The sequence below is a fragment of the Gemmiger sp. An194 genome (genome assembly GCF_002160145.1).
Taxonomy (GTDB): Bacteria; Bacillota; Clostridia; order Oscillospirales; family Ruminococcaceae; genus Allofournierella.
On record NZ_NFKA01000002.1, the window covers coordinates 85,793 to 108,126 of the forward strand.

The following is a 22,334-nucleotide window of genomic DNA, read 5'->3' on the forward strand; positions in this document are numbered from 1 at the left end:
CACTGCCAGCGCCGCGGCCTTGCTGCTGCTGTTGGGCGGCAGCGATGCGGCGCGGGCATTCACTGACATATCTGTTATTATTCTACCCCAGAAACGGCTATTTTTCAAGCCCTTTCTTGCCCTTTTCAGGGGTCCGGCGGTTACCGGACCAGGCTCTGGTAATACCGCTTCATGGCGGCAGCGTCCTCCGCCTGCGTGCCGGCGGACTCGCAGATGATCACCGGCGAGAGCCCCCGCTCATAGCACAGCTCCAGCAGCGGCTCGAACTCCGGCCCGTAAACGGTATCGGCGAAGGTCAGGTGCTGCTTTTCGCCGCCGGTGGTGTATTCGATCTTGCTGAAGTGCACATGGAATTTGCTGGCCCGCTCGTCGCCCAGCACCTCGCCCATCCGGTCCAGAATGGCGGCATAGTCCGCCTTGGTCTTGATGGAGCCCTGGTCCCGGGCGTTCAGGTGGCCGAAGTCGATGCAGGGGGTGATGCGTTTGTCCACCCCGCACAGGGCCAGCACCTCATCCAGCGTGCCCAGCTGGCCCACCTTGCCCATGGTCTCGGGGCAGAGCACGATGTCGGAGAAACCGGCTTCGTCCACTGCTGCCACGATGCGGTGCATGGTGTCCAGCGCCTTTTCCAGGGCGGCTTCCCGGCTCTGCTTGCCGCAGCTGCCGGAGTGGAAGATCACCCGCTGACCGCCCAGCGCACGGATGGCCGCCGCGCTTTGCAGGATGTAGTCCACGCTGTTCAGGCGCTTTTCCTCCTCCAGACTGCTCATGGAGATGTAATAGGGCGCGTGCAGGCTGAAGTAGATGCCGTGCACCGCCGCCTGGGCGCGGATCTTGGAGGCAAGCTCCTCCTTGATGCGCACGCCCCGGCCGCACTGATACTCAAAGGCGTCCAGGCCCATTTTGGCGGTATATTCCGGCACCTGCACGCTGTTTTTATAGCCCTGCTCGGCAAAGCTCTGGCTTGTGCCGGCGGTTCCGAATAAAATGCTCACAGAAGCTTCCCTCCCTTTTTGAAATAGCGGGCCAGAAAGGGCTTTTCCAGCCTGCGCTTGAAGCGAATGCCCTTTTTGAAATCCTCATACATGGGCTGCACCACCAAAGCCGGGATACCGTACAGCGTTCCGGCCAGCCGGTCGGTGAACAGCTGGTCGCCCACGATGGCCATCTGCCGCCGGGGCACCTCGAACTTCTTGCGGGCCCGGGCCAGACCGAAGGTGAGGGGCTTGCAGCTCATGGCCACATAATCCAGCCCGATGGACTGGGCGAAGGGGCGCACCCGCTCCTCGTTGTTGTTGCTGGCGATGGCCAGCTGGATGCCCGCCGCCCGCATCCGATCCAGCCAGTCGCGGATTGCGGGGGGCAGCTGCTGGCTGTCGTGGCCGGTGAGGGTGTTGTCCACATCCAGCACCAGGGCGGTGATTCCCTTCTCCTGTAAGAATTCCGGCGTGATGGCCGCCGCGCCGGAAAAAAGATACTCCGGTGTGATGAACATAGCGCTTCTCCCATAAAAGCGGGGCCGATGCCCCGGAAAAATCAACAAAAAAATGAGCGGGCCCCCAGGGGACCCGCTCGGGCGTTTGCACGCATTTCAGCCTTTGTTCCGGCTAACCGCAATTACTTAAACTTGCGCTTGCGGGCAGCTTCGGACTTCTTCTTGCGGCGCACAGAGGGCTTCTCGTAAGCTTCACGCTTGCGAACCTCGGCAAGCACACCGCTGCGGGCGCAAGAACGCTTAAAACGACGCAGCGCGCTCTCCAGCGACTCGTTGTCCTTGACACGAATTTCCGACATCTATTTTTCCCTCCCTTGGACCTGAGGCAGGAGTTTCGTTGTATAGCCCCAAATGAGGGTATTCAACATATCGATTATACTATGCCACAGTTAGTTCTGTCAACTAAAATCTTGTGCAAATTCAAAACTTTCTGCAATTGAGGACCAGGTTTTGGTCCTCGGGTTGCAAATCGTCAACAGCTTTGCTTATTTGACCACCAGGTTGACCAGCTTGCCGGGCACGGCAATCTCCTTCACGATGGTCTTGCCCTCCAGCAGAGCGGCCACGGAGGCGTCCGCCTTCACGGCAGCCAGGGTGGCGTCCTTATCCAGGCCGGAGGCCAGGTTCAGGCGGGCCTTGGGCTTGCCGTTCAGCTGCACCAGCACCTCCACGGTGCTTTCCACGCACTTGGCCTCATCGTAGGCAGGCCACTGAGCGTGAGCGATCTGGCCCTCAAAGCCCTGCTGCTGCCACATCTCCTCGGTGATGTGGGGAGCGAAGGGGTTGACCAGGATCAGCAGGCTGCGCAGTTCGTCCTTGGTAACGCCGCCGGCGGCGTACAGGTCGTTCAGCAGGCTCATCATGGAGGCAATGGCGGTGTTGTGCTTGAGCACCTCGATGTCCTCGCCCACCTTCTTGATGGTCTTGTGGAAGGCGGTCTCCAGCTCGGGACGGTAGCCCTCGCCGGGAACGATCATCTCGCCCAGGCCCCACAGACGATCCAGGAAGCGCTTGCAGCCTTTGATGCCCTTGGTGGACCAGGGAGCGGCCTTCTCGAAGTCGCCGATGAACATCTCGTACAGACGCAGGGTGTCGGCGCCGTACTCGGCCACCACGTCATCCGGGTTGATCACGTTGCCGCGGCTCTTGGACATCTTCTCGCCGTTCTCGCCCAGGATCATGCCGTGGCTGGTGCGCTTGGCGTAGGGCTCCTTGGTGGGAACCACACCGATGTCGTAGAGGAACTTATGCCAGAAGCGGCTGTACAGCAGGTGCAGGGTGGTGTGCTCCATGCCGCCGTTGTACCAGTCCACAGGACCCCAGTATTCCACGGCCTCCTTGCTCACGGGAGCGGTGTCGCAGTGGGGGTCCATATAACGCAGGAAGTACCAGGAGGAACCGGCCCACTGAGGCATGGTGTCGGTCTCGCGCTTGGCGGGGCCGCCGCAGCAGGGGCAGGTGGTGTTGACCCATTCAGTGTGACGGGCCAGCGGGCTCTCGCCGCCCTCGCCGGGCTCGAAGTCGCTGATCTCGGGCAGCTTCAGGGGCAGCTCGCTCTCGGGGATGGGCTGCCAGCCGCACTTCTCACAGTGAACCATGGGGATGGGCTCGCCCCAGTAGCGCTGGCGGCTGAACACCCAGTCACGCAGCTTGAAGTTCACCTTGGCGTGGCCCTTGCCCTCGCTCTCCAGCCACTCGATCATCTTTTTCTTGGCGTCTTCCACGCTCAGGCCGTCCAGGAAGCCGCTGTTCACCAGGGTGCCGGTGGCAACATCGGTGAAGGCCTCCTTGTCCAGATGGCTCTCGCCCTGGCCCTTGACCACCTCAACGATGGGCAGGCCGAACACCTTGGCGAACTCGTAGTCGCGGGTGTCGTGGGCGGGCACGGCCATGATGGCGCCGGTGCCGTAGGTGGCCAGCACGTAGTCGGAGATGAAGATGGGGATCTCCTTGCCGTTCACCGGGTTGATGCCCATCACGCCCTCCAGCTTCACGCCGGTCTTTTCCTTGTTCAGCTCGGTACGCTCGAAGTCGCTCTTGCGGGCGGCCTCCGCCTGGTAGGCGCGCACGGCCTCGGCATTCTGGATGGTGCCGTTGTCCAGCCACTGGTTCACCAGGGCATGCTCGGGGCTGACCACCATGTAGGTGGCGCCGAACAGGGTGTCGCAGCGGGTGGTGTACACGGTCAGTGTGTCGCCGGTGGTGGTGGTGAAGTTCACCTCGGCACCGGTGGAGCGGCCGATCCAGTTTTTCTGCTGGGTGGCAACGCGCTCGATGAAATCCAGGCCGTCCAGATCGTCGATCAGACGGTCGGCATAGGCGGTGATCTTCAGCATCCACTGGCTCTTGACCTTGTGGACCACCTCGCCTCCGCAGCGCTCGCAGCAGCCGTTCACCACTTCTTCGTTGGCCAGCACCACCTTGCAGCTGGTGCACCAGTTCACGCTCATTTCCTTCTTGTAGGCCAGACCGTGCTTGTACAGCTGCAGGAAGATCCACTGGGTCCACTTGTAGTAGCTGGGATCGGTGGTGTTGATCTCACGGTCCCAGTCGAAGGACAGGCCCAGCGCCTGCAGCTGGCTCTTGAAGCGGGCCACGTTGTTCTTGGTCACGATCTCGGGATGGATGTGGTTCTTCATGGCGAAGTTCTCTGTGGGCAGGCCGAAGGCATCCCAGCCCATGGGGTACAGCACATTGTAGCCAGCCAGCCGCTTTTTACGGGCTACGATGTCCAGCGCGGTGTAGCTGCGGGGATGGCCCACATGCAGACCCTGGCCGCTGGGGTACGGGAACTCTACCAGAGCGTAGAACTTGGGTTTCGTGTGGTCGATCTTGGCGGCGAAGGTCTTTTCGTCCGCCCAGACTTTCTGCCATTTTTTTTCAATGGCTTTGAAATCGTATTTCACCTTTATCAACTCCAACCAAAATTTGAGCGATTTGCCCCTTTAAAATAAAACGGCGACAGCCAGTTTCCCACCGCAGGCTTCTCCCGCTGTGGAAAACTGGCTCATGGCCGCCCCGCGCAAAAAGCACAGGACGGCGTTCCGTTTGATTTATTCCTCTGCGCCGCTTTCGGGTGCGTCGAACCGAATGTCGCACTCCTCAGCATCCGCCCACAGGTGCTCCAGGTCATAGAACTCCCGGGCCTGGGGGTAGAACACGTGAACGATCACGGTGCCGTAGTCCAGGAGAATCCAGTTCTTAGCGTCATAGCCCTCGGTGCGCAGGGTCTTCACACCCTGCTGCTCCAGCTGGAATTCCACTTCCTCGGCCAGGCTCTTCACGTGGGTGGTAGAGGTACCGTTGGCGATCACAAAGTAATCGGTGAGCACGGTCAGATCCCGCACCTTCAGTACCTTCACATTCGCGGCTTTTTTGGTGTCCAGCACTTTCGCGATGCTGGTCGCAAGCTGCAAGCTTTCCATTTATTGTTTCTCCTTTCGCTTTCCCTCTTCGGGAAAGTCAAAGTGGTTTTTCGTTTTATTCTCCGCCCTCGGCAGTACTGGTATCCTCAGTACCGCTCTCGCCGGTATCACCAGCCGTCGTGTCCAACTGACCCATGTACTGCACATTGGGGTCAGTGGAGGAGCCAGTGGTAGGCAGGGTGGGCACATCCAGGCTGTCCACCGGAGTAGTGTAGCTGCGGAAGTAGGTGTTGACCAGCTCCAGAGTCTTCTCAGTGTCGCACACCTGCACAGACAGTCCATTGTATCGCTCAGCTGCACTGTAGGTGGGCACCTTGCACATCATAATGTTGGCGCTGTCCACCTGCAGGAAGCTCACGCCCAGGCTCACCAGCACGTCGCCGGGCATATCGGTGGTCACATATTTCAGGGCTACCGGGGTCAGCTTGGCGATGTCCCACACCGTGGCAGTACGGATGCGGGCAAACAGACCCTGATAGAAATAACGCTGCATGTCCAGACGCTTGATATCGCCCTGGGCGTAGGTCTTACGGTTACGCACAAAGAATTCCACCGCGTTGCCATCCATGGTCTGCAGGCCCGGATACAGGATGCTGCCATCGAACTCCATATATTCCGGCACATAGACCTCGATGCCGCCGAACAGATCCACAATCTCACGCAGAGACTGCATGTCGATGGTCACGTAGTAGTCAATGGGCAGCTTATACTGCTCGGTGATCAGCTTGGCCAGATCGGTGATGCCACCCTCGTTGTGCAGGGCCACCGCGTTGATTTTACCGGTTTTGCCGGTGCTGTACTCCTCACCCGGATAGGTATCACGGGGGATCTGCAGCATGTTGATCTTCTTTTCCTTCACGTTGAAGTTCACATACATGATCATATCGGTCATGCCGTCGTTGGAGCTGGAATCACCGCCGTAGTTGCGGGTCTCATCCTTGTCGATGCCGCAGACCAGAATGTTCACCACATCGCCCTTATACTCGCTGGGGGTGTTGATCAGCTCGCTGATGGTGGGGGCGCCGCCCTCGGGGCTGATGCTGTGCACCACCCACTGATACAGGCCGAACAGGCCCACACAGACCACGGCCACCAGGGTCAGCAGGCTGATCAGAGCAATTTTCAGCGGACTCTTTTTCTTCTTCGGACGGCGGCGGGGCTGGCCCCGGTGCGCTGCCGGCTGGGCCTGCCGCCGGGGCTGATCCTGCCGCTGGGGCTGATCCTGCCGCTGAGGCTGAGCCTGACGGCGGGGCTGCTCGCTGGCATGGTAGACCGTGCGCTGCTGGCATGAACCGGAAGCGGGCGAACCGCTGCGGTTGATGCGGCGGCCGGTGGAGCCGCTGGGCACGGACGAACGGCCCGAAGCGGAGCCGGTGTTCAGTTTACGGGGCTGTTTGGGTTCATTCATGGGTATCCTCCCTGGTTTGCATGCCGCGCTTCAGGTCCTCCAGGGCCTCGAGCGACAAGGGGTCGATGGATTTGCCGCATTCTCTCATCCATCCAATGTTCTTCTCCACGGCCGTGCAGACGGCCTTGTCCAGATCCTCCTCGGCGAGCCTGCGCAGCTCGTACACCTCCGGGTAGTCCCGCTCGGCGCTGATCATATCGCTCAGATAAATGATCTTATCCAGCTTGGACATGCCGGCCTTGCCGGTGGTATGGCAGCGGATGGCGCTGACGATCTCCGGGTCGGTGACGCCCCATTCGGTCTGGGCCAGGATGGCGGCACAGATGCCGTGCCAGACCGGCGGGGGGCTTTTTTCGGCATTTTGTGCCATTATAGCATTGTTTTGCAATATCTGCAACAATTCCTCCCGGCTGCGCTCCTTCACCGCGTCGTGCAGCAGAGCGGCCAGCTCGGCCTTGGCCGGGTCTGCCCCGTACTTTTCGGCCAGATGCACCGCCGCGTCCCGCACGTTGATGGTGTGAGTGTAGCGCTTTGGGGAAAGGCACGCCTTTACCATCTTCTGCGCTTCTTTTGCGTTCATGGGTCCTCAGCTCTTTTCGTATAAATGATACTGTTTGCAGATGTGCTGCACCAGAGGCGGCAGTGCATCCATGCCCAGCTTCCCGGCGCGCACGTCGCTGGAGGCTGCCTGCAGCACCGGGGCATGGGCGAAGACCACCCGGCCGCCCGCTGCTTCCAGATCCCGGGCCGCTGCCGCAAGGGATGCCGCATCGCCGCTGTAGCGGCTCTGCACCACCAGGGTGGTTTTCTCCAGCAGGCTCTGCCACTCCCTCCACTGGGTGAAGGTGGTGAGCATATCGCTGCCCACGCTGAGAAAGATCTCGGCGCCGGGGTAGCGGCTTTCCAGCATGCGCACCGTGTCGATGGTATAGTTCTTGCCGCCGCGGCCGATCTCCCAGTCCGAGACGGTGAGATCCGGGTGCAGCGGCGCAAAGCACTGGCACATGGTCAGCCGCAGGCTGGCCGGGGTGGCGCTGGCCGCCTTGTGAGGCGGGATGCCCGCTGGCATGACCACCACCTTATCCGGCTGCACCGCGTCGATGGCGCTCTGCAAAAGTCGCATATGGCCGTTGTGGGGCGGGTCAAAGGTGCCCCCGAACAACAGCAGTTTCATTGCACCATTCCCCCATCCTGCCCGGCCATGCATTCAAACAACGAGGCTTGCCGGGCAGATATTTCAAAAAAGTTACAAACAAATTGTAAACAATCTGTTTTTCGGGCCGTTTTTCGGCTGCTCAGCGGGCGGCCTTCAGGATATCCTCAAACTTGGACTCCTTCTTTTTCTTCAAGAACAGCACGAACTTGGAGCCGATGACCTGCACCACGTCGGCGCCGGTGGCCTCGGCCAGAATGGCGGCGGCCTCCTTGGCGTTGTACATGCTGGTCTCCAGCACCTTCATCTTGATCAGCTCCCGGGCTGCCAGGCAATCGGCGGTGGACTTGATGAGCATCTCGTCGATCTCGCCCTTGCCGACCTGGAAGACCGGATCGAGGGTGTTGGCGGCGGCGCGCAGCGCGGCGCGTTGTTTACTGGTGAGCATAGTGTTCTCCTTATTTTCTATAGAATCAATTGTTTTTGGCTCAGCCCTCGTTCAGGAAGGCGGCCAGGTTTTTGTCCAGCAGGGCCATGGCCTTGCCCCGGTGGCTGATGGCGTCCTTTTCAATGGCCTCCAGCTCGGCATAGGTGCGGTCCTCGGTGTTGGGGCGCACGCCGCCCTCTGCCAGGCCCACTTCATCGGGCACGAACAGGGGATCGTAGCCGAAGCCGTTGGTGCCCCGGCGCTCGAAGATCACCCGGCCCGGGCACTCGCCCAGATAGGTGACGAAGCGGCCCTCGGGCAGGTAGAAGCAGACGGCGGACACGAACTTTGCCGCCCGTTTGCCCTCCTCCACCCCAGCCAGCTCGGCCAGCAGCTTGTCGTTGTTGGCCTCGTCGTCGCCGTGACGGCCGCAGTAGCGGGCGCTGTAAACGCCGGGCGCACCGCCCAGCACCTCCACCATCAGGCCGGAATCGTCGGCCAGGGTGGGCAGGCCGCTGGCTTCACAGATGGCCTTTGCCTTGATGAGGGCATTTTCCGCAAAGGTGGTGCCGGTCTCCTCCGGCTCCAGGGTGATGCCCAGCTCCTTCTGGCTTTTCACCTCATGGCCCTGGGCCTCCAGAATGCGGCGGATTTCTTTTAATTTACCGGCGTTGCCGGTGGCTGCACAGATGAGCATTGGAATCTGTCTCCTTCGGATCAGTTTTCAGCGAACAGAGCGTCGGCAAAATCGTGGGGAGAGAACTCCATCAGGTCGTCCACGCCCTCGCCCACGCCCACAAAACGCACAGGCAGGCCCAGCTTCTGCTTCACGCTGATGACCGCGCCGCCCTTGGCGGTGCCGTCCAGCTTGGTGAGCACAATGCCGGTGGCACCGGCGGCGCTGATGAACTGGGAGGCCTGATTGATGGCGTTCTGGCCGGTGATGGCGTCCAGCACCAGCAGGGTCTCCACGCTGGCAGTCTCGCAGGCCTTGTGCACGCTGCGGCTGATCTTGCTCAGCTCGTTCATCAGGTTCTGCTTGTTGTGCAGACGGCCGGCGGTGTCGCAGATCACGATGTCGTAGCCACGGGCGGCGGCGGACTGCACCGCGTCGAAGACCACGGCGGCCGGGTCGGCGCCCTCGTTGTGGCGCACCACCGGCACGTCCACCCGGTCAGCCCAGATGCACAGCTGCTCGGCGGCGGCGGCGCGGAAGGTATCGCCCGCGGCCAGCATCACCCGCTTGCCCTGGTCCTTATAGAGCTTGGCCAGCTTGGCGATGCTGGTGGTCTTGCCCACGCCGTTCACACCGATCATCAGGATCACGGCGGGCTTGCCGCTCATGTCCATGGGGGCGTCCGCCACCAGCTCATCGGTGATGATGTCCTTCAGGGCGGCCAGCGCGTCGGACGCGGTCTTGATGTGGTTCTTGCGCACCCGGGTGCGCAGCTCCTCCACCAGCCGCACCGCCTCATCGGCACCGGTGTCGGCCAGGATCAGCTGCTCCTCCAGGTCCTCGTACATATGGTCGTCGATCTCGCCCGCGTTGAGCATGTCCAGAATGCCGGCAAAGAAGCCCTTGCGGGTTTTGGCCAGGCCTTCATCCAGCTTTTTCTTCCGGCTGAAAAGTCCCATAATGTCTCCCCTCGTTTCCTTATGCCACACCGGTTAAGGCGGGCCTGTGGTTCGATTGCGTCCGCTTTTTGGCGGACAGTACTCTTCTTTTATATCACGAAACCAGCGTCGCGTCCACCTGTTCCAGGTCCAGACGCAGCAGCTTGGACACGCCGTCCTCCTGCATGGTCACACCGTAAAGCACATCGGCGGCCTCCATGGTGCCGCGGCGGTGGGTGATGACAATGAACTGGGTGTGGTCGGTGATGCGGCGCAGGTACTGGGCGTAGCGGGCCACGTTCACATCGTCCAGCGCGGCCTCGATCTCGTCCAGGATGCAGAAGGGCGCCGGGTTCACCGCCAGAATGGCAAAGTAGATGCTGATGGCCACCAGCGCCTGCTCACCACCGGACAGGGCGGCCAGGTTCTTGATGACCTTGCCCGGGGGCGACACCTGAATTTCGATGCCGCATTCCAGCACGTTCAGCTCATCGTCCAGCTTGAGGCAGGCGGTACCGCCGCCGAACAGCTCGGTGAAGATGCGGCCGAAGTTCCGGTTGATCTCGGCAAAGCTGCGGGTAAAGATGTCCTGCATTTCGGTGGAGAGCTCGGCGATCATTCTCGCCAGCTCGGTGCGGCTCTTCTCCACATCCTGCACCTGGTTCTTTAAGAAGGTGTAGCGCTCGCTCACCTCTTTGTATTCCTCGATGGCACCCACGTTCACGTTGCCCAGAGCGCGGATACGGCCCCGGGTCTCGGCCACCTGGCGGCGCAGGTCGGCGGCGCTTTCAAAGGGCACGCAGAAGGACTGTGCATCGCTCATGGTCAGCTGGTATTCCTCCCACAGCTTGGCGATCAGCTCGTCGTACTCCTTTTCGGCGGCGGCCTTGCGCTCGTTCAGGCGGGCCATCTCCTGGCTCATCTTTTCACGCTCGTCGCTCACCGCCCGCTGGCGCTGGCTCTCGCGGCTGATGCTGCCTTCCTTCTGCATCCGCTCCTCGGCGGCCTTGCGGATGGCCTCCTCGGCCTCGCGGATGCGCCCGGCGCTCTTTTCCTTTTCCTCCTGGATGGTGCGGATGCTCTGCTCGTGCTCCTCGTTGGCTTTTTTCAGCCGCTCGATGTTCTCCCGCAGAGCCAGCTCCCGCTGACCGCTCTCGCCGTGACGGCTTTCCAGATCCCGGATGGAGGCCTCGTGCAGGCTCACGTCCTTCTCGGCGGCCAGACGGGCCAGGCGGGTCTCGCTCAGCTCATCGGACAGGCGGGCCCGGGTGGCCAGGAAGCTGTCGTCGCTTCCGGCCAGCTCGGCCAGCTCCGCCTCCAGAGCGGCGATCTGCTGGCCCAGACGAGTCTCCTCGGCCTTGGCCTCCTCCAGCTCCCTGCGGCTGCCGCGGATGGTCTCGTTCAGCTGCTCGCACTCGGCGGCGCGCAGCTGGGCGGCGGCCTGGGCCTGGCTGATGGCCGCTTCGATGCGGCGCAGTTCGCCCTCGGCCCGGATCTTATCGCCGCCCGCAGTGATGGCCTCGCTGGAGGCGGCGGTCAGCTGGGCATTCAGGGCTTCCACCTCGGCCTTCAGCTTGTCCGCCGCGGCCTGAGCCTGGCCCTGCTTATTCTGCAGGGAACCGATCTTCTTGCGCAGATCCTCAATTTCCTGGCGGCGGCTGAACAGGCCGGCGGACTGGCTCACGCTACCACCGGTGAAGGAACCGCCCGCGTTGATGACCTGACCATCGGCGGTGACGATCCGGTTGCGATAGTCCAGCGCACGGGCGACCCGGCTGGCCTCCTCGATCTCGTCCACCACGATGATGCGGCCCAGGAGGTTCGCCACGATGTTGTTGTATTTGGGGTCATAGTCCACTAGACTGGACGCCACCCGGGCGCTGCCGGTCAAGCGGGAGGCATCGAAGTGACTGCCCTTCACGGTATCCAGCGGCAGGAAGGTGGCCCGGCCCGCACGCTCGTTGCGCAGGAAGGCCATGGCGGCCTTGGCGGCGGTTTCACCGTCCACCACGATGTTCTGCAGCGCGAAGCCCAGAGCGGTCTCGATGGCCACCTCATAGCCCGGCTGCACCGTGAGGATGCTGCTCACCGGGCCGATGATGCCCCGCAGGCGGTGGTTCTGAGCGGCCTTCATCACGGTCTTGACGCTGTGCTGGTAGCCATTCATGTTCCGTTCCAGATCGGTCAGCAGCTGCAGCCGCTGGGTGGAGGCCTCCAGCTGACGGTTCAGCTGGGCGGCGGTGCCGTCCGCCTCCTCCAGCTGCTTTTGCCGGCTGGACAGCTTCAGGTTCAGACCATTTTTCACATTTTCCAGCCGGGTCAGGCTTTCCTCCAGGGTGTTTAAGTAGGTCCTGGTGTCGGCCAACTCGCCTTCCAGCTCCTCCAGCCCCTGGCCGGAAGCGGGTTCGTTCTGCAACGTTTCCAGACGCTGGGCAGCGGTAGCGGCAGTGCTTTCGCAGCCCGCGGCCCGCACCTTTTCGGCGGTCTGGCGCTCGGTCAGCTCGGCCAGCACCCCGGTCACCTGACCCCGGCGCTCACCGGTGGCGGCGTTTTCCGCCTGGATGCGCCGGAGCATCTCTTCCTTTTCCCGAATCTGTCCGTCCAGCTGTTCAATGGTTTTCCGGATGGCCTCAATGCCTTCCCGGTGCTGCTGCATCTGGGCGGCAAAGCTCTCGCGCCCGGCCCCGCTTTCTTCCAGCTGACGGGAAAGGTCCGCCATGGTCTCGGTGTTGTGGCGGATGTCGTTGTGCAGCACGGCGATTCGGCTGTCGCTGCCCGCCACCTCTTCGGTGATGGTGCGGATCTCGCCGTTCAGCCGGTCCACCTCCATGGTGAGGCGGTTCATCTCGGCCCGGATGCCCTCGGTGGAGGCGTCGATGGCCTCGATCTCGGCGGTCATCCGGTCGTAGTCCGCCTGGGCGGTCTCGTAACGGCGCTGCTGGCCGCGCACCGTCTCTTTGGCGGTCTTTACGCTGTCCACCCAGAGGGTGACCTCCAGCTCCTTGCGGCGGGCGGAAAGCTCCAGGAATTGCTGGGCCTTGGCGCTCTCCTTTTCCAGGGGACCCACCCGGCTTTCCAGCTCGTCCAGAATATCGTGCAGGCGCTCCAGATTGTCCTCGGCGCTGGCAAGGCGGCGCTCGGCCTCGTTTTTGCGGTAGCGGTAGCGGGCAATGCCGCTGGCTTCCTCAAAAATCTCCCGGCGCTCGGCACTTTTGGCAGCCACGATCTCGGCAATACGGCCCTGCCCGATGATGGAGTAGCCGTCCCGGCCAAGGCCGGTGTCCAGGAAAAGCTCGTAGATGTCCTTCAGGCGCACGTTCTGGCCGTTGATGGAATACTCGCTCTCGCCGCTGCGGTAGTACTTGCGGCCGATGACCACCTCGTCGGCGTTCACGTCGATGCGCCGGTCGGAGTTGTCCACCGTCAGGTTCACGCTGGCAAAGCCCATGGCCCCGCGGCTCTGGGTGCCGCCGAAGATCACGTCCTCCATCTTGCCCGCACCGCGCAGCTGGCGGCTGCTGGTCTCGCCCAGCACCCAGCGGATGGCGTCGGAGATGTTGCTTTTGCCGGAACCGTTCGGCCCCACCACCGCGGTGATGCCCCGGTCAATGGGGATCTTGATGCGGTCCGGGAAGCTTTTGAAGCCCTGTATCTCTAGTTCCTTTAATACCATAAATCCTCCCTGGGATCATTTGGATGCGAATGCGATTGCTTCGCTCCGGCAGGAGAAAGCCGCGCAGCCCGCTTTTGGCTGCGCTGTTTTCTCGCGCCGGGCAAAAACGGTGCGGCACAGGAGATTTCCCGCGCCACACCGGCCCGATTCAGTCCACCAGGCCCATCAGGCGCAGGGCCTCCTTGGCGGCCGCCTGCTCGGCGGCCTTTTTGCTGTGACCCACGCCCCGGCCGATCAGGTTGGAGTTCAGGTACACGGCCATGGAGAACCGCTTGTCGTGGTCCGGGCCGTCCTCGCCCTCCAGCTCGTAGCGCAGCCGCTCCTCCGGGTTCTGCTGGATGACCTCCTGCAGCTGGGTCTTGTAGTCCGCCTCGGCGGTCTTGCCCTCAGTGATGAAGGGCAGGATGAAGGCGCGGGCCACCTCGATGCCGCCGTCCAGATACAGAGCGGCGATGAGGGCCTCAAAGGCGTCGCTCACCACGCTGGGGCGGTGACGGCCGCCGCCCCGCTCCTCGCCCTTGCCCAGGCGCAGAAAGCTGCCCAGGTCGATCTCCTTGGCGAACTCGTACAGGGCGCTCTCGCACACAAGGCTGGCCCGGGCCCGGGTCAATTCACCCTCCGGCCGGTCCTTCCACTGATGGAACAGGTGATCTGCCACCACGATGGACAAGACGCTGTCGCCCAGAAACTCCAGCCGCTCGTTGTGGTGGATGGGGGTCTTGCTCTCGTTGGCAAAGCTGGTGTGGGTAAGAGCCGTTTCCAGCAGGGTGGAATCTTTGAATGTATAACCGATGATGGTTTCCAACTGATGCATGTGTTACGCTTCTTTCTCTTCGCTGGTCAGGTTGCGGGCCATCACGCCGCACAGATCGTTCTCCACGCAGAGCTTCGCCTGGCGGATGGCCTGATGGATGGCCCGGGCATTGGAGGAGCCGTGGGCCTTGATGACCGGCTTGGCCGCTCCCAGGAAGGGCGCGCCGCCGTATTCGTCGGCATCCATGCCCTTTTTGAAGTCGGCCACGCCGTCCTTGAGCAGCAGGTAGGCCAGTGCGCCCTTGACGCCGCTCTTGAACAGCCCCTTCAGCTTTGCGCCGAAGAACTTGGCCAGGCCCTCGGTGAGCTTTAGGATCACGTTGCCGGTGAAGCCGTCGGCCACCACCACGTCGGCCACGCCGGCGGGGATGTCCCGAGGCTCCACGTTGCCCACAAAGTTAATGCGGTTATTGGCTTTCAGCAGGGCGTGGGCCTCCACATAGGTGGGGGTGCCCTTGGACTCCTCGGCGCCGTTGTTCACCAGCGCCACGCGGGGGTTCTTTACGCCCATGACCTTTTCCATGTAGACGCTGCCCATTACGCCGAAGGCCTCCAGCATGGAGGGGCGGCATTCCACGTTGGCGCCGGAATCCAGCAGCATGAAGGGGGTCTTGCCGGGGATGATGGTGGCCAGCGCCGGGCGCTTGATGCCCTTCACGGTGCGCACGATCAGGCTGGTGCCCACGTGCAGCGCGCCGGTGGAGCCGGCGGACACAAAGGCGTCGCCCTTGCCCTCGGCCAGCAGCTTCAGGCCCACCACCATGCTGGAATCCTTTTTGGTGCGCACGGCCTTGGCGGGCTCGTCGCACATTTCAATGGTCTCGGTGGCGTTCACGATCTCGATGTGATCCAGCTTCAGGTTGTTCTCCCTGGCACAGGCGGCGATCTTCTCGGCATCGCCCACGGCGATGATCTCCAGATCCGGCGCAAAGGTAACCACTGCGTCGGCCGCGCCCTTCAGGATCTCGGCGGGGGCGTTATCGCCGCCCATTGCGTCCAGAATGATTTTCATGGTTTGCACACCCTTTCTATGCTGCTGTGTTTCGCTTCGTTTTTACTGCGCGTTTTCGGTCCACTGCTCCATGGCGGCAACCGCCCGGTTGGCAATGGCCAGGTACCGCTCCCGCTTGTCCCGGATATGCTCGGCCAGCGGGGGCAGGATGCCCATGTTCGCGCCCATGGGCTGGAAGTTCTTGTTCTCGGTGGTGATGTAGCGCACCAGCTGGCCCAGCATGGTCTCGGCGGGCAGCTCGGGCAGCTGACGTTCCTCCAGTGCGGCCAGGATGCTGCGGGCCGCCAGCAGGCCGCAGGCGGCGCTTTCCATATAGCCCTCGAAACCGGTGATCTGGCCCGCGAAATACACCTTGGGGTGCTTTTTCAGGTTCAGGCCCGCGCTCAGCAGGTGGGGGCTGTTCAGGAAGGTGTTCCGGTGCATCACACCGTAGCGCACGAACTCGGCGTTTTCCAGACCGGGGATCATGGAGAACACCCGCTTCTGCTCGCCGAATTTCAGGTTGGTCTGGAAGCCCACGATGTTGTAGAGGGTTCCGCCCGTGTTCTCCCGCCGCAGCTGCACGTTGGCCCAGGGCCGGTGGCCGGTGCGGGGGTCGGTGAGGCCCACCGGGCGCAGGGGGCCGAAGCGCATGGTGTCGGCCCCGCGGGAAGCCATCACCTCGATGGGCATGCAGCCCTCGTAGACGGTGAGCTTGCCGTCGAACTCATGCAGAGGGGCTTTTTCCGCGCTCACCAGAGCGGCGTGGAAGGCCTCGTACTCTTCCTTATTAAAGGGGCAGTTCAGGTAGTCCGCGTCGCCCCGGCCGTAACGGCTGGCGGCGAAGACCTTGTTCATGTCCAGGCTTTCGGCGGTGACGATGGGGGCCGCCGCGTCGTAAAAGCTCAGCTTGTCGCCCCCGGTCAGCCGGGTGATCTCGTCGGCCAGAGCCCCTTCGGTGAGGGGGCCGGTGGCCACCAGCGTGAGCCGGTTCTCGTCAATGGCGGTGACCTCGCCGGTGTGCAGGGTGATGTTCGGCTGGCTCTTCACCATTTTGGTGACCGCGGCGCTGAAGGCGTCCCGGTCCACGGCCAGCGCGCCGCCCGCTGCCACGCGGGTGGCCTCGGCGGCCTTGAGCAGATGGCTGCCCAGCAGCTTCATTTCGGCTTTCAGCAGGCCGGACGCGGAGTCCAGCCGGTCGGCCTTCAGGCTGTTGGAGCAGACCAGCTCGGCAAAGCCCTCACTTTTGTGGGCGGGGCTGAATTTGACCGGCTTCTGCTCGTACAGATCCACCTGTACGCCCTGCTCGGCCAGCCAGAGGGCGGCCTCGCAGCCCGCAAGGCCCGCCCCTAAGATCGTTACTTGTTTTTCCATAGCTCTCCGTTACTGTTTGTTCACCTGAGTCTCAAAACCGCAGCCTTCCTTTGCGCAGTACAGGCGGCTGCCCTTTTTGAACAGGGTCGCGCCGCACTTCTCGCAGGTCTGGGCCACCGGCTCATCCCAGGTCATAAAGTCGCAATTGGGGTAATTCTCGCAGCCGTAGTACACACGGCCCTTGGCGCTCTTGCGCAGCAGCATGCGGCCGCCGCACTTGGGGCACTTGCCGCCGGTGTCCTTCACCAGGCGCTTGGTGTTGGTGCATTCCGGGAAGCCCGGGCAGGCCAGGAACTTGCCGTAGCGGCCGGTCTTGATGACCATCTTGCGGCCGCACTTTTCGCAGATCTCGTCGGTCTCCTCGTCGGGCACCTTGATCTTCTTCCCCTCCATGTCCTTCTCGGCCTTTTCCAGCGCGGCGGCGAAGCCCTTGTAGAAGGAATCGATGGTGGTGCGCCAGTCGGCACTGCCATTTTCCACCTTATCCAGGTTCTTTTCCATGCCGGCAGAGAAGGTCACGTCCACGATGTCCGGGAATTCCTGCATCATCAAATCGTTGATGGTACGGCCCAGCAGGGTGGGCTTGAGCTTCTTCTGCTCCCGTTCCACATAGCCGCGGTCGATGATGGTGGTGATGATGGGCGCGTAGGTGGAGGGGCGGCCGATGCCGTTTTCCTCCAGACTGCGGATCAGGGTGGCTTCGGTGTAGCGGGCGGGGGGCTGGGTGAACTTCTGCTCCGGGGTCAGGGCCCGCAGCTTCAGGGTCTGGCCCTGTTCCAGCGGAGGCAGGGCGGTCTCCTTCTTCTCCTTCTCGTCGGTGACCTCCTCGTACAGGGCGGTGAACCCCTCGAAGGTGACCACGTAGCCGCTGGCCCGGAACTGGTAGTCCGCCGCGGTGATGTGGGCGGAGACGGTGTCCTGCTCGCAGTCGCTCATCTGGCTGGCGATGAACCGGCTCCAGATCAGCCGGTAAAGCTTGGCGATGTCGCCGGAGATGCTCTTTTCCGCCTCGTCCGGGGTCAGGCCGGGCACGCTGGGCCGGATGGCCTCGTGGGCGTCCTGAGCGGCGGTGGCGCTGCGGCTCTTGTAGGTGCGCTTGGTGGGGCAGACGTACCGCTCACCGTAAGCGCCGGTGATATATTCCTTGGCACCGGCCACTGCTTCGTCGGAAACGCGCAGGCTGTCGGTACGCATGTAGGTGATCAGACCCATGGTGCCCCGGCCGGCGATGTCCACGCCTTCGTACAGGGTCTGGGCGGCCCGCATGGTGCGGGTGGCGGTGAAGCCCAGGCGGCGGCTGGCCTCCTGCTGCAGGGTGGAGGTGATGAAGGGCGGCGCGGGAACCTTCTTGCGGTGGCCGCGCTTCAATTCGGTCACGGTGTAGTCCGCGCCCTCCAGATCCTTCACGATGCCCATGGCCTGGGCCTCGTTGGTGACCTCCATCTTTTTGCCCGCGGCGGTGCCGTAGAAGCGGGCGGTGAACTTTTTCTGGCTGGACGGCGGCGACAGGGTGGCGTCCAGGTTCCAGTATTCCTCGGGCTTGAAGTTCTCGATCTCCTTTTCCCGGTCCACGATCAGCCGCACGGCCACGCTCTGCACCCGTCCGGCGGACAGGCCCCGGCGCACCTTGCGCCACAGAAACGGGCTGAGCTTGTAGCCCACCAGACGGTCCAGAATGCGGCGGGCCTGCTGGGCGTTGAACAGGTCGATGTCGATGGCCCGGGGATGGGACATGCCCTCGGTGACGCCCTTCTTGGTGATCTCACCGAAGGTGACCCGGTTGGCGTCCTCGATGTTCAGACCCAAGAGATGGGCCAGATGCCAGCTGATGGCCTCGCCCTCACGGTCCGGGTCAGTGGCAAGGAAGACCTGGTCGGCCTTTTTGGCCTCGCTCTTCAATTCCTTGATGAGCTTTTCCTTGCCCTTGATGTTGATATACTGCGGGGTGTAGTCGTGGTCCACATCGATGCCCAGCTGGCTGGCGGGCAGATCGCGGATGTGGCCCATGCTGGCGGTGACTTCGTAGCCATCGCCCAGATATTTCCGAATGGTCTTCGCCTTGGCAGGCGACTCCACGATAACTAGCTTAGACATAGTACTCTCCCTTGCACAGAGCGCCCTGCCGCAAAAGGGGCGGGCAGCTGTTTATGCGCGCCGGTATTGCCCTCCGGCGCCGGAAACGGCAATGCCGCTGACCTCCAGCTCCATCAGGGCGGCCAGCGCCTGACCGGCGGAAAGGCCGGCCGCTTTTGCCAGTGGTTCCAGGCCCTGGGCCTGGCTGGTGAGCGCCTTCTGCATGGCTTTCGCCTCGGCGCTCAGATTCAGATTCGGGGCCGCCGGGCGTGCCCGGCGGGATGCGGGTTTTTGCGGCGCGGGCTCGATGCCCAGATGCCGCAGGATCGGTGCTGCGCTGGGGGCGGCGTAGGCCTGGCCCTCCTCCAGCAGCTGGTTGGTGCCCCCGCACAGGGGGCTGAAGATCGCGCCCGGCACCGCAAATACAGTGCGGCCGTAGCGCTTTGCATGGCCCACGGTGTTCATGGTGCCGCTTTTCTGGCGGGCCTCCACCACGCAAACCGCATCCGCCAGGGCGGCAATGATCCGGTTGCGCTGCAAAAAGCCCCCGGCCCCGGTGGCTTCCCCCGGGGCAAACTCGCTGATGACCGCGCCGCAGCCCTGCTCCATCTCGGAGCGCAGGCGGCGGTTGGTCACCGGGTAGGTTTTGTCGATGGCGGTCCCCAGCACCCCAACGGTGGGGGCACCGGCGGCCACGGCGGCCTTGTGAGCCTCACTGTCCAGCCCGTCGGCCAGACCGCTCACAAGGCAGATACCCGCCTGGGCCAGCTGGCCGCCGATGAGGGCGGCGGCCTCCACCCCGTAGCTGCTGGGGCGGCGGCTGCCGATCATGGCCACGGCTGCAGGTTGGGAAAGGGCGGACACATCGCCGGTGCAGTAGAGCACCGGGGGCGCGTCGGAAAGGGCGGTCAGCCGGGCGGGATAGTCCTCCTCATCCTGGCAGAGCACCCGCACGCCCATGTGATGGCAGCGGGCCAGAAGCGGCGCAAACTGCTCCGGGGTCAGCTGTTCGGCGCGGCGCAGCTGGGCCGGAGTGAGCAGGCCGGACATGTCCTCTTTGCCCACTGCTTCATAAAGCTCTCCCGGGGTGCCGTAAAGGGCCAGCACCCGGCCGCAATGGGCCGCGCCCGGTCCCAGCACCGCCGAAAGCCAAAGCCATTCCAGCTGCCGCCGATCCGTCACTGAATCTCCCCCCGAAAATGCCACAGAAGTACGCTGCCCGCCACGCTGGCGTTCAGACTCTCCACCTTGCCGGTGATGGGGATGCGTACCGCTGCGTCGCAGGCGGCGATCACCCCATCGGAAAGGCCCTGCCCCTCGCTGCCGATGACCACGCACACCCCGTTGGGGTACGCGCCGTCCACCTCGTTCAGCGGGCGGCTGTTGTACAGCGCGGCGGCAAGGCAGGTGCTGCCCCAGGCCCGCAGCTGGGCCAGTGCGTCGGCCAGGTTCGGGCAGGTGACCACCGGCATCCGGCCCGCCGCGCCCATGCTGGCGCGCAGCACCTTGGGGCCGAAGGGATCGGCACAGCCGGGGCTCAAGATCACACCGTCAAACCCGAAGGCGGCGGCGCTGCGGATCAGCGCGCCCACGTTGCCCGGGTCCTGCACCCGCTCCAGCGCCAGGAAGCGGCCATTGTGGGGCAGGTCCAGAAAATTGGCGGCGGGCTGGCCGAACACCGCGAACACGCCCTGGTTGGACTGGGTGCCCGCCAGCTTTTCGGCCACATGGTCCTGCACCAGATACTGCTCGCAGGCAAAGCCTTTCAGCTCCGGCGATTTGGCCAGAGCCTTCTCCGTATAATATATTACCTTTATAGGGCAGGATTTTGCAAGCTCCAGGCAGAGCTTTAAGCCCTCCGCGAAGAAAGCTTTTTCTTCAAGGCGGAAGGCTGCGCTCTGGGCCAGTTTGCAGGCATATTTTATTTTGCCGTTTTCACGGCTGGTAATGCGTTCTGGCATGTGTTCAGTTCCTTATTTGGTCTGCTTGTGTGGAGAAAGCGGCGCCGCGCGTTCTGCGCAAAAGGCGCGGCAGCCGCCCATATACAAAGCGACGCCCGTGCGCGTGCGCGGGCGTTGCTTTTGGTTATCAACTTACAGAGCCTTCTTGGCGGTCTCCACCAGAGCGGTGAAGGAAGCGGGATCGTTGATGGCCATCTCGCTCAGCATCTTGCGGTTCAGCTCGATGCCGGACTTCTTCAGGCCGTTCATGAAGCTGGAGTAGTTCATGCCCTGAGCGCGAACAGCGTTGTTGATGCGGGTGATCCACAGGTTGCGGAACTGACGCTTCTTCAGCTTACGGCCAACGAAAGCGTAGTTGCCGCTCTTCATGACCTGCTGCTTGGCCATCTTGAAGTGCTTGGACTTGCTGCCGAAGTAGCCCTTGGCCAGCTTCAGAGTCTTCTTTCTGCGTTTGCGGGTCATCATAGCGCCTTTGATACGTGCCATTGTTTATATCTCCTTTACAGTCACAATCTAAAAAGTTAAAAAGTCCGTTCGTCTAAGCGAAGTAAGGCTTAGGCGTAGGGCAGCATGGCCTTTACGGCAGCTGCGTTGGTCTTGTCGGCGTAGGCGTTCTTACGCATGCCGCGCTTGAGCTTGGTGCTCTTCTTGGTCAGGATGTGGCTGTGGTAGGCGGGGCCGCGCTTTACTTTACCGTTCTTGGTCAGCTTGAAACGCTTTTTCGCACCGGAGTGAGTTTTGATCTTAGGCATTGTAATTTCCTCCTAGTTGTTTGAATTACTTGTTGGGCTTGGGGCTCATGAACATTTGCATGCTGCGGCCCTCGAGCTTCGGCTGCTTATCCACCACCGCGTCGGGCAGGGCCTCGGCGAAGCGCTTTTCCACTTCCAGACCGAGGTTGGTGTGCGCCATCTCACGGCCGCGGAACCGGATGGACACCTTGATCTTGTGGCCGGCCTTGATGAACTTGGCGGCCTGGTTGACCTTGGTGTTGAAGTCGTTCGTGTCGATGTTGAGCGAGAGGCGGATCTCCTTGATCTCGACGACCTTCTGGTTCTTCTTGGCCTCTTTCTCACGCTTTTGCTGCTCGAAGCGGTATTTGCCGTAGTCCAGGATCTTGCACACGGGGGGGACCGCCTGGGGGGCGATCTTTACCAGGTCCAGATTCTGCTCTTCGGCCATGCGCAGCGCCTCGCGGCTGGACATTACACCCAGCTGGCTGCCATCCGCGCCGATCAGACGGATCTCTTTGTCACGAATGCCCTCGTTGATCTCAAGCTCTTTTTTGCCGTTCGTAGCGATGTGGATACACCTCCAATTTGATTTCAAAACTGTGATAAAATGAAACGCGGCCGCCGAATCGGCAGCCGCGCAGTACACACGCAATGGACCCGTTTTGCTTCAAAACAGATCGTCGCACATATGACCCGGACCCCTTTGGGCCGCAAGGTGAGCACGGCGGCTAAACCGGTTGCTGCTTTCTTTACTGGTTTAGTATAGCACGCCGGACTGGCGCCGTCAAGGCTTTTTTCCCGTTTTCGCCAAGTATTTTTGGAATTGGCCCTTTCCACAAAAAACGCCATTCATTCCCCGGAGGTTTCGCTCTTTTTATTGACAAATGCTTCCCTGTTTTTTACACTGAAAGCAGAGAACCTGTTATGAAAGAAGGGATGATGGTCTTATGGCGGAACTCATCCTGCTCGGTCTGCTGGCATTGCTGGCGGGAATGGTGCCTTATTTCACCATCGGTGCGATCCGCGCGAAGGACGACGAGACCCTTTCCGACCAGCGGGCCTACGCCTGCCTGTGCTGCGCCGGTGCGGCGGTGCTGCTGGCGCTGCTGCTGTGAGCCATATTTGAAGGGCGCACTGCCCGTTCATACCCAATCATTCAAACGAAACCCGCCCCCGGCGCTGCTCGTTGCAGG

General features: G+C 62.4%; 22 protein-coding genes. 1 reads left to right on the forward strand and 21 read right to left on the reverse strand.

Annotated elements, in window-relative coordinates:
- Positions 1 to 140 precede the first annotated feature (140 nt).
- The 21 genes from B5F28_RS01640 to infC all read right to left on the reverse strand — a co-directional run bounded on the left by B5F28_RS01640 (position 141) and on the right by infC (position 21,736).
- Positions 141 to 995, reverse strand: coding sequence for a TIM barrel protein (locus tag B5F28_RS01640; protein ID WP_087292628.1), 855 nt, complete (start codon positions 993 to 995; stop codon positions 141 to 143).
- On the reverse strand, positions 992 to 1,495 hold the full coding sequence (locus B5F28_RS01645; RefSeq protein ID WP_087292631.1) for a YqeG family HAD IIIA-type phosphatase: 504 nt from the start codon (positions 1,493 to 1,495) through the stop codon (positions 992 to 994). Before B5F28_RS01645 ends, B5F28_RS01640 begins: the two co-directional genes overlap by 4 nt.
- A gap of 122 nt (positions 1,496 to 1,617) precedes the next feature.
- A complete protein-coding gene (gene rpsU / locus B5F28_RS01650; RefSeq protein ID WP_058963227.1) occupies positions 1,618 to 1,794 on the reverse strand; it encodes a 30S ribosomal protein S21 in 177 nt (58 codons plus the stop codon).
- Between the two features lie 186 nt (positions 1,795 to 1,980).
- Entirely contained in the window at positions 1,981 to 4,401 is a 2,421-nt protein-coding gene (leuS, locus tag B5F28_RS01655; RefSeq protein ID WP_087292959.1) for a leucine--tRNA ligase, read from the reverse strand.
- Between the two features lie 147 nt (positions 4,402 to 4,548).
- Positions 4,549 to 4,920, reverse strand: coding sequence for a ribosome silencing factor (gene rsfS, locus B5F28_RS01660; protein ID WP_087292634.1), 372 nt, complete (start codon positions 4,918 to 4,920; stop codon positions 4,549 to 4,551).
- Between the two features lie 55 nt (positions 4,921 to 4,975).
- Positions 4,976 to 6,328 carry an LCP family protein gene (locus B5F28_RS01665; protein WP_087292637.1) on the reverse strand — a complete coding sequence of 451 codons (1,353 nt, stop codon included), beginning with the start codon at positions 6,326 to 6,328 and terminating at the stop codon, positions 4,976 to 4,978.
- On the reverse strand, positions 6,321 to 6,908 hold the full coding sequence (yqeK, locus tag B5F28_RS01670; RefSeq protein ID WP_087292640.1) for a bis(5'-nucleosyl)-tetraphosphatase (symmetrical) YqeK: 588 nt from the start codon (positions 6,906 to 6,908) through the stop codon (positions 6,321 to 6,323). The genes B5F28_RS01665 and yqeK overlap by 8 nt, the downstream gene beginning before the upstream one ends.
- Before the next feature lie 6 nt (positions 6,909 to 6,914).
- On the reverse strand, positions 6,915 to 7,502 hold the full coding sequence (gene nadD, locus B5F28_RS01675) for a nicotinate (nicotinamide) nucleotide adenylyltransferase (RefSeq protein ID WP_158097482.1): 588 nt from the start codon (positions 7,500 to 7,502) through the stop codon (positions 6,915 to 6,917).
- A gap of 121 nt (positions 7,503 to 7,623) precedes the next feature.
- Complete coding sequence (locus B5F28_RS01680) at positions 7,624 to 7,929, reverse strand: YhbY family RNA-binding protein (protein WP_087181547.1); 306 nt, start codon at positions 7,927 to 7,929, stop codon at positions 7,624 to 7,626.
- Positions 7,930 to 7,969: 40 nt separating this feature from the next.
- Complete coding sequence (gene rdgB, locus B5F28_RS01685; protein ID WP_087292646.1) at positions 7,970 to 8,605, reverse strand: RdgB/HAM1 family non-canonical purine NTP pyrophosphatase; 636 nt, start codon at positions 8,603 to 8,605, stop codon at positions 7,970 to 7,972.
- Positions 8,606 to 8,625: 20 nt separating this feature from the next.
- Positions 8,626 to 9,543 (reverse strand): signal recognition particle-docking protein FtsY, encoded by a 918-nt coding sequence (ftsY, locus tag B5F28_RS01690; protein WP_087292649.1) that lies wholly within the window; start codon positions 9,541 to 9,543, stop codon positions 8,626 to 8,628.
- 94 nt (positions 9,544 to 9,637) lie between these two features.
- Positions 9,638 to 13,195 carry a chromosome segregation protein SMC gene (gene smc / locus B5F28_RS01695; RefSeq protein WP_087292652.1) on the reverse strand — a complete coding sequence of 1,186 codons (3,558 nt, stop codon included), beginning with the start codon at positions 13,193 to 13,195 and terminating at the stop codon, positions 9,638 to 9,640.
- A 148-nt stretch (positions 13,196 to 13,343) separates the two neighbouring features.
- Entirely contained in the window at positions 13,344 to 14,009 is a 666-nt protein-coding gene (gene rnc / locus B5F28_RS01700; RefSeq protein ID WP_087292655.1) for a ribonuclease III, read from the reverse strand.
- A 3-nt stretch (positions 14,010 to 14,012) separates the two neighbouring features.
- A complete protein-coding gene (gene plsX / locus B5F28_RS01705; RefSeq protein WP_087292659.1) occupies positions 14,013 to 15,020 on the reverse strand; it encodes a phosphate acyltransferase PlsX in 1,008 nt (335 codons plus the stop codon).
- A 42-nt stretch (positions 15,021 to 15,062) separates the two neighbouring features.
- On the reverse strand, positions 15,063 to 16,373 hold the full coding sequence (gene trmFO, locus B5F28_RS01710; protein WP_087292662.1) for a methylenetetrahydrofolate--tRNA-(uracil(54)-C(5))-methyltransferase (FADH(2)-oxidizing) TrmFO: 1,311 nt from the start codon (positions 16,371 to 16,373) through the stop codon (positions 15,063 to 15,065).
- A gap of 9 nt (positions 16,374 to 16,382) precedes the next feature.
- Positions 16,383 to 18,467 carry a type I DNA topoisomerase gene (gene topA / locus B5F28_RS01715; RefSeq protein ID WP_087292665.1) on the reverse strand — a complete coding sequence of 695 codons (2,085 nt, stop codon included), beginning with the start codon at positions 18,465 to 18,467 and terminating at the stop codon, positions 16,383 to 16,385.
- Positions 18,468 to 18,518: 51 nt separating this feature from the next.
- The gene (gene dprA / locus B5F28_RS01720) at positions 18,519 to 19,628 is read right to left on the reverse strand and encodes a DNA-processing protein DprA (RefSeq protein ID WP_087292668.1); all 1,110 of its coding nucleotides are present in this window, start codon (positions 19,626 to 19,628) and stop codon (positions 18,519 to 18,521) included.
- Positions 19,625 to 20,407 carry a TrmH family RNA methyltransferase gene (locus tag B5F28_RS01725; protein WP_087292671.1) on the reverse strand — a complete coding sequence of 261 codons (783 nt, stop codon included), beginning with the start codon at positions 20,405 to 20,407 and terminating at the stop codon, positions 19,625 to 19,627. Before B5F28_RS01725 ends, dprA begins: the two co-directional genes overlap by 4 nt.
- Positions 20,408 to 20,539: 132 nt before the next feature.
- Entirely contained in the window at positions 20,540 to 20,893 is a 354-nt protein-coding gene (rplT, locus tag B5F28_RS01730; RefSeq protein ID WP_058963213.1) for a 50S ribosomal protein L20, read from the reverse strand.
- Positions 20,894 to 20,961: 68 nt separating this feature from the next.
- Positions 20,962 to 21,159, reverse strand: coding sequence for a 50S ribosomal protein L35 (gene rpmI / locus B5F28_RS01735; protein ID WP_058963212.1), 198 nt, complete (start codon positions 21,157 to 21,159; stop codon positions 20,962 to 20,964).
- Between the two features lie 25 nt (positions 21,160 to 21,184).
- Positions 21,185 to 21,736, reverse strand: a complete 552-nt coding sequence (gene infC, locus B5F28_RS01740) for a translation initiation factor IF-3 (protein ID WP_077138488.1) — start codon at positions 21,734 to 21,736, stop codon at positions 21,185 to 21,187.
- Positions 21,737 to 22,088: 352 nt separating this feature from the next.
- On the opposite strand from infC, the gene B5F28_RS14645 reads away from it, so the two are divergent.
- Positions 22,089 to 22,256: a hypothetical protein gene (locus B5F28_RS14645; RefSeq protein ID WP_158097483.1), complete on the forward strand. Its 168-nt coding sequence runs from the start codon at positions 22,089 to 22,091 to the stop codon at positions 22,254 to 22,256.
- The last annotated feature ends 78 nt before the right edge of the window (positions 22,257 to 22,334 follow it).

Coding starts and splice junctions, on each gene's coding strand:
- B5F28_RS01645 (WP_087292631.1), bottom strand. CDS start 1,495: ATGTTCATCACACCGGAGTATCTTTTTTCCGGCGCGGCGGCCATCACG.
- rpsU (WP_058963227.1), bottom strand. CDS start 1,794: ATGTCGGAAATTCGTGTCAAGGACAACGAGTCGCTGGAGAGCGCGCTG.
- rsfS (WP_087292634.1), bottom strand. CDS start 4,920: ATGGAAAGCTTGCAGCTTGCGACCAGCATCGCGAAAGTGCTGGACACC.
- B5F28_RS01665 (WP_087292637.1), bottom strand. CDS start 6,328: ATGAATGAACCCAAACAGCCCCGTAAACTGAACACCGGCTCCGCTTCG.
- yqeK (WP_087292640.1), bottom strand. CDS start 6,908: ATGAACGCAAAAGAAGCGCAGAAGATGGTAAAGGCGTGCCTTTCCCCA.
- nadD (WP_158097482.1), bottom strand. CDS start 7,502: ATGAAACTGCTGTTGTTCGGGGGCACCTTTGACCCGCCCCACAACGGC.
- B5F28_RS01680 (WP_087181547.1), bottom strand. CDS start 7,929: ATGCTCACCAGTAAACAACGCGCCGCGCTGCGCGCCGCCGCCAACACC.
- rdgB (WP_087292646.1), bottom strand. CDS start 8,605: ATGCTCATCTGTGCAGCCACCGGCAACGCCGGTAAATTAAAAGAAATC.
- ftsY (WP_087292649.1), bottom strand. CDS start 9,543: ATGGGACTTTTCAGCCGGAAGAAAAAGCTGGATGAAGGCCTGGCCAAA.
- smc (WP_087292652.1), bottom strand. CDS start 13,195: ATGGTATTAAAGGAACTAGAGATACAGGGCTTCAAAAGCTTCCCGGAC.
- rnc (WP_087292655.1), bottom strand. CDS start 14,009: ATGCATCAGTTGGAAACCATCATCGGTTATACATTCAAAGATTCCACC.
- plsX (WP_087292659.1), bottom strand. CDS start 15,020: ATGAAAATCATTCTGGACGCAATGGGCGGCGATAACGCCCCCGCCGAG.
- trmFO (WP_087292662.1), bottom strand. CDS start 16,373: ATGGAAAAACAAGTAACGATCTTAGGGGCGGGCCTTGCGGGCTGCGAG.
- topA (WP_087292665.1), bottom strand. CDS start 18,467: ATGTCTAAGCTAGTTATCGTGGAGTCGCCTGCCAAGGCGAAGACCATT.
- B5F28_RS01725 (WP_087292671.1), bottom strand. CDS start 20,407: ATGCCAGAACGCATTACCAGCCGTGAAAACGGCAAAATAAAATATGCC.
- rplT (WP_058963213.1), bottom strand. CDS start 20,893: ATGGCACGTATCAAAGGCGCTATGATGACCCGCAAACGCAGAAAGAAG.
- rpmI (WP_058963212.1), bottom strand. CDS start 21,159: ATGCCTAAGATCAAAACTCACTCCGGTGCGAAAAAGCGTTTCAAGCTG.
- B5F28_RS14645 (WP_158097483.1), top strand. CDS start 22,089: ATGGCGGAACTCATCCTGCTCGGTCTGCTGGCATTGCTGGCGGGAATG.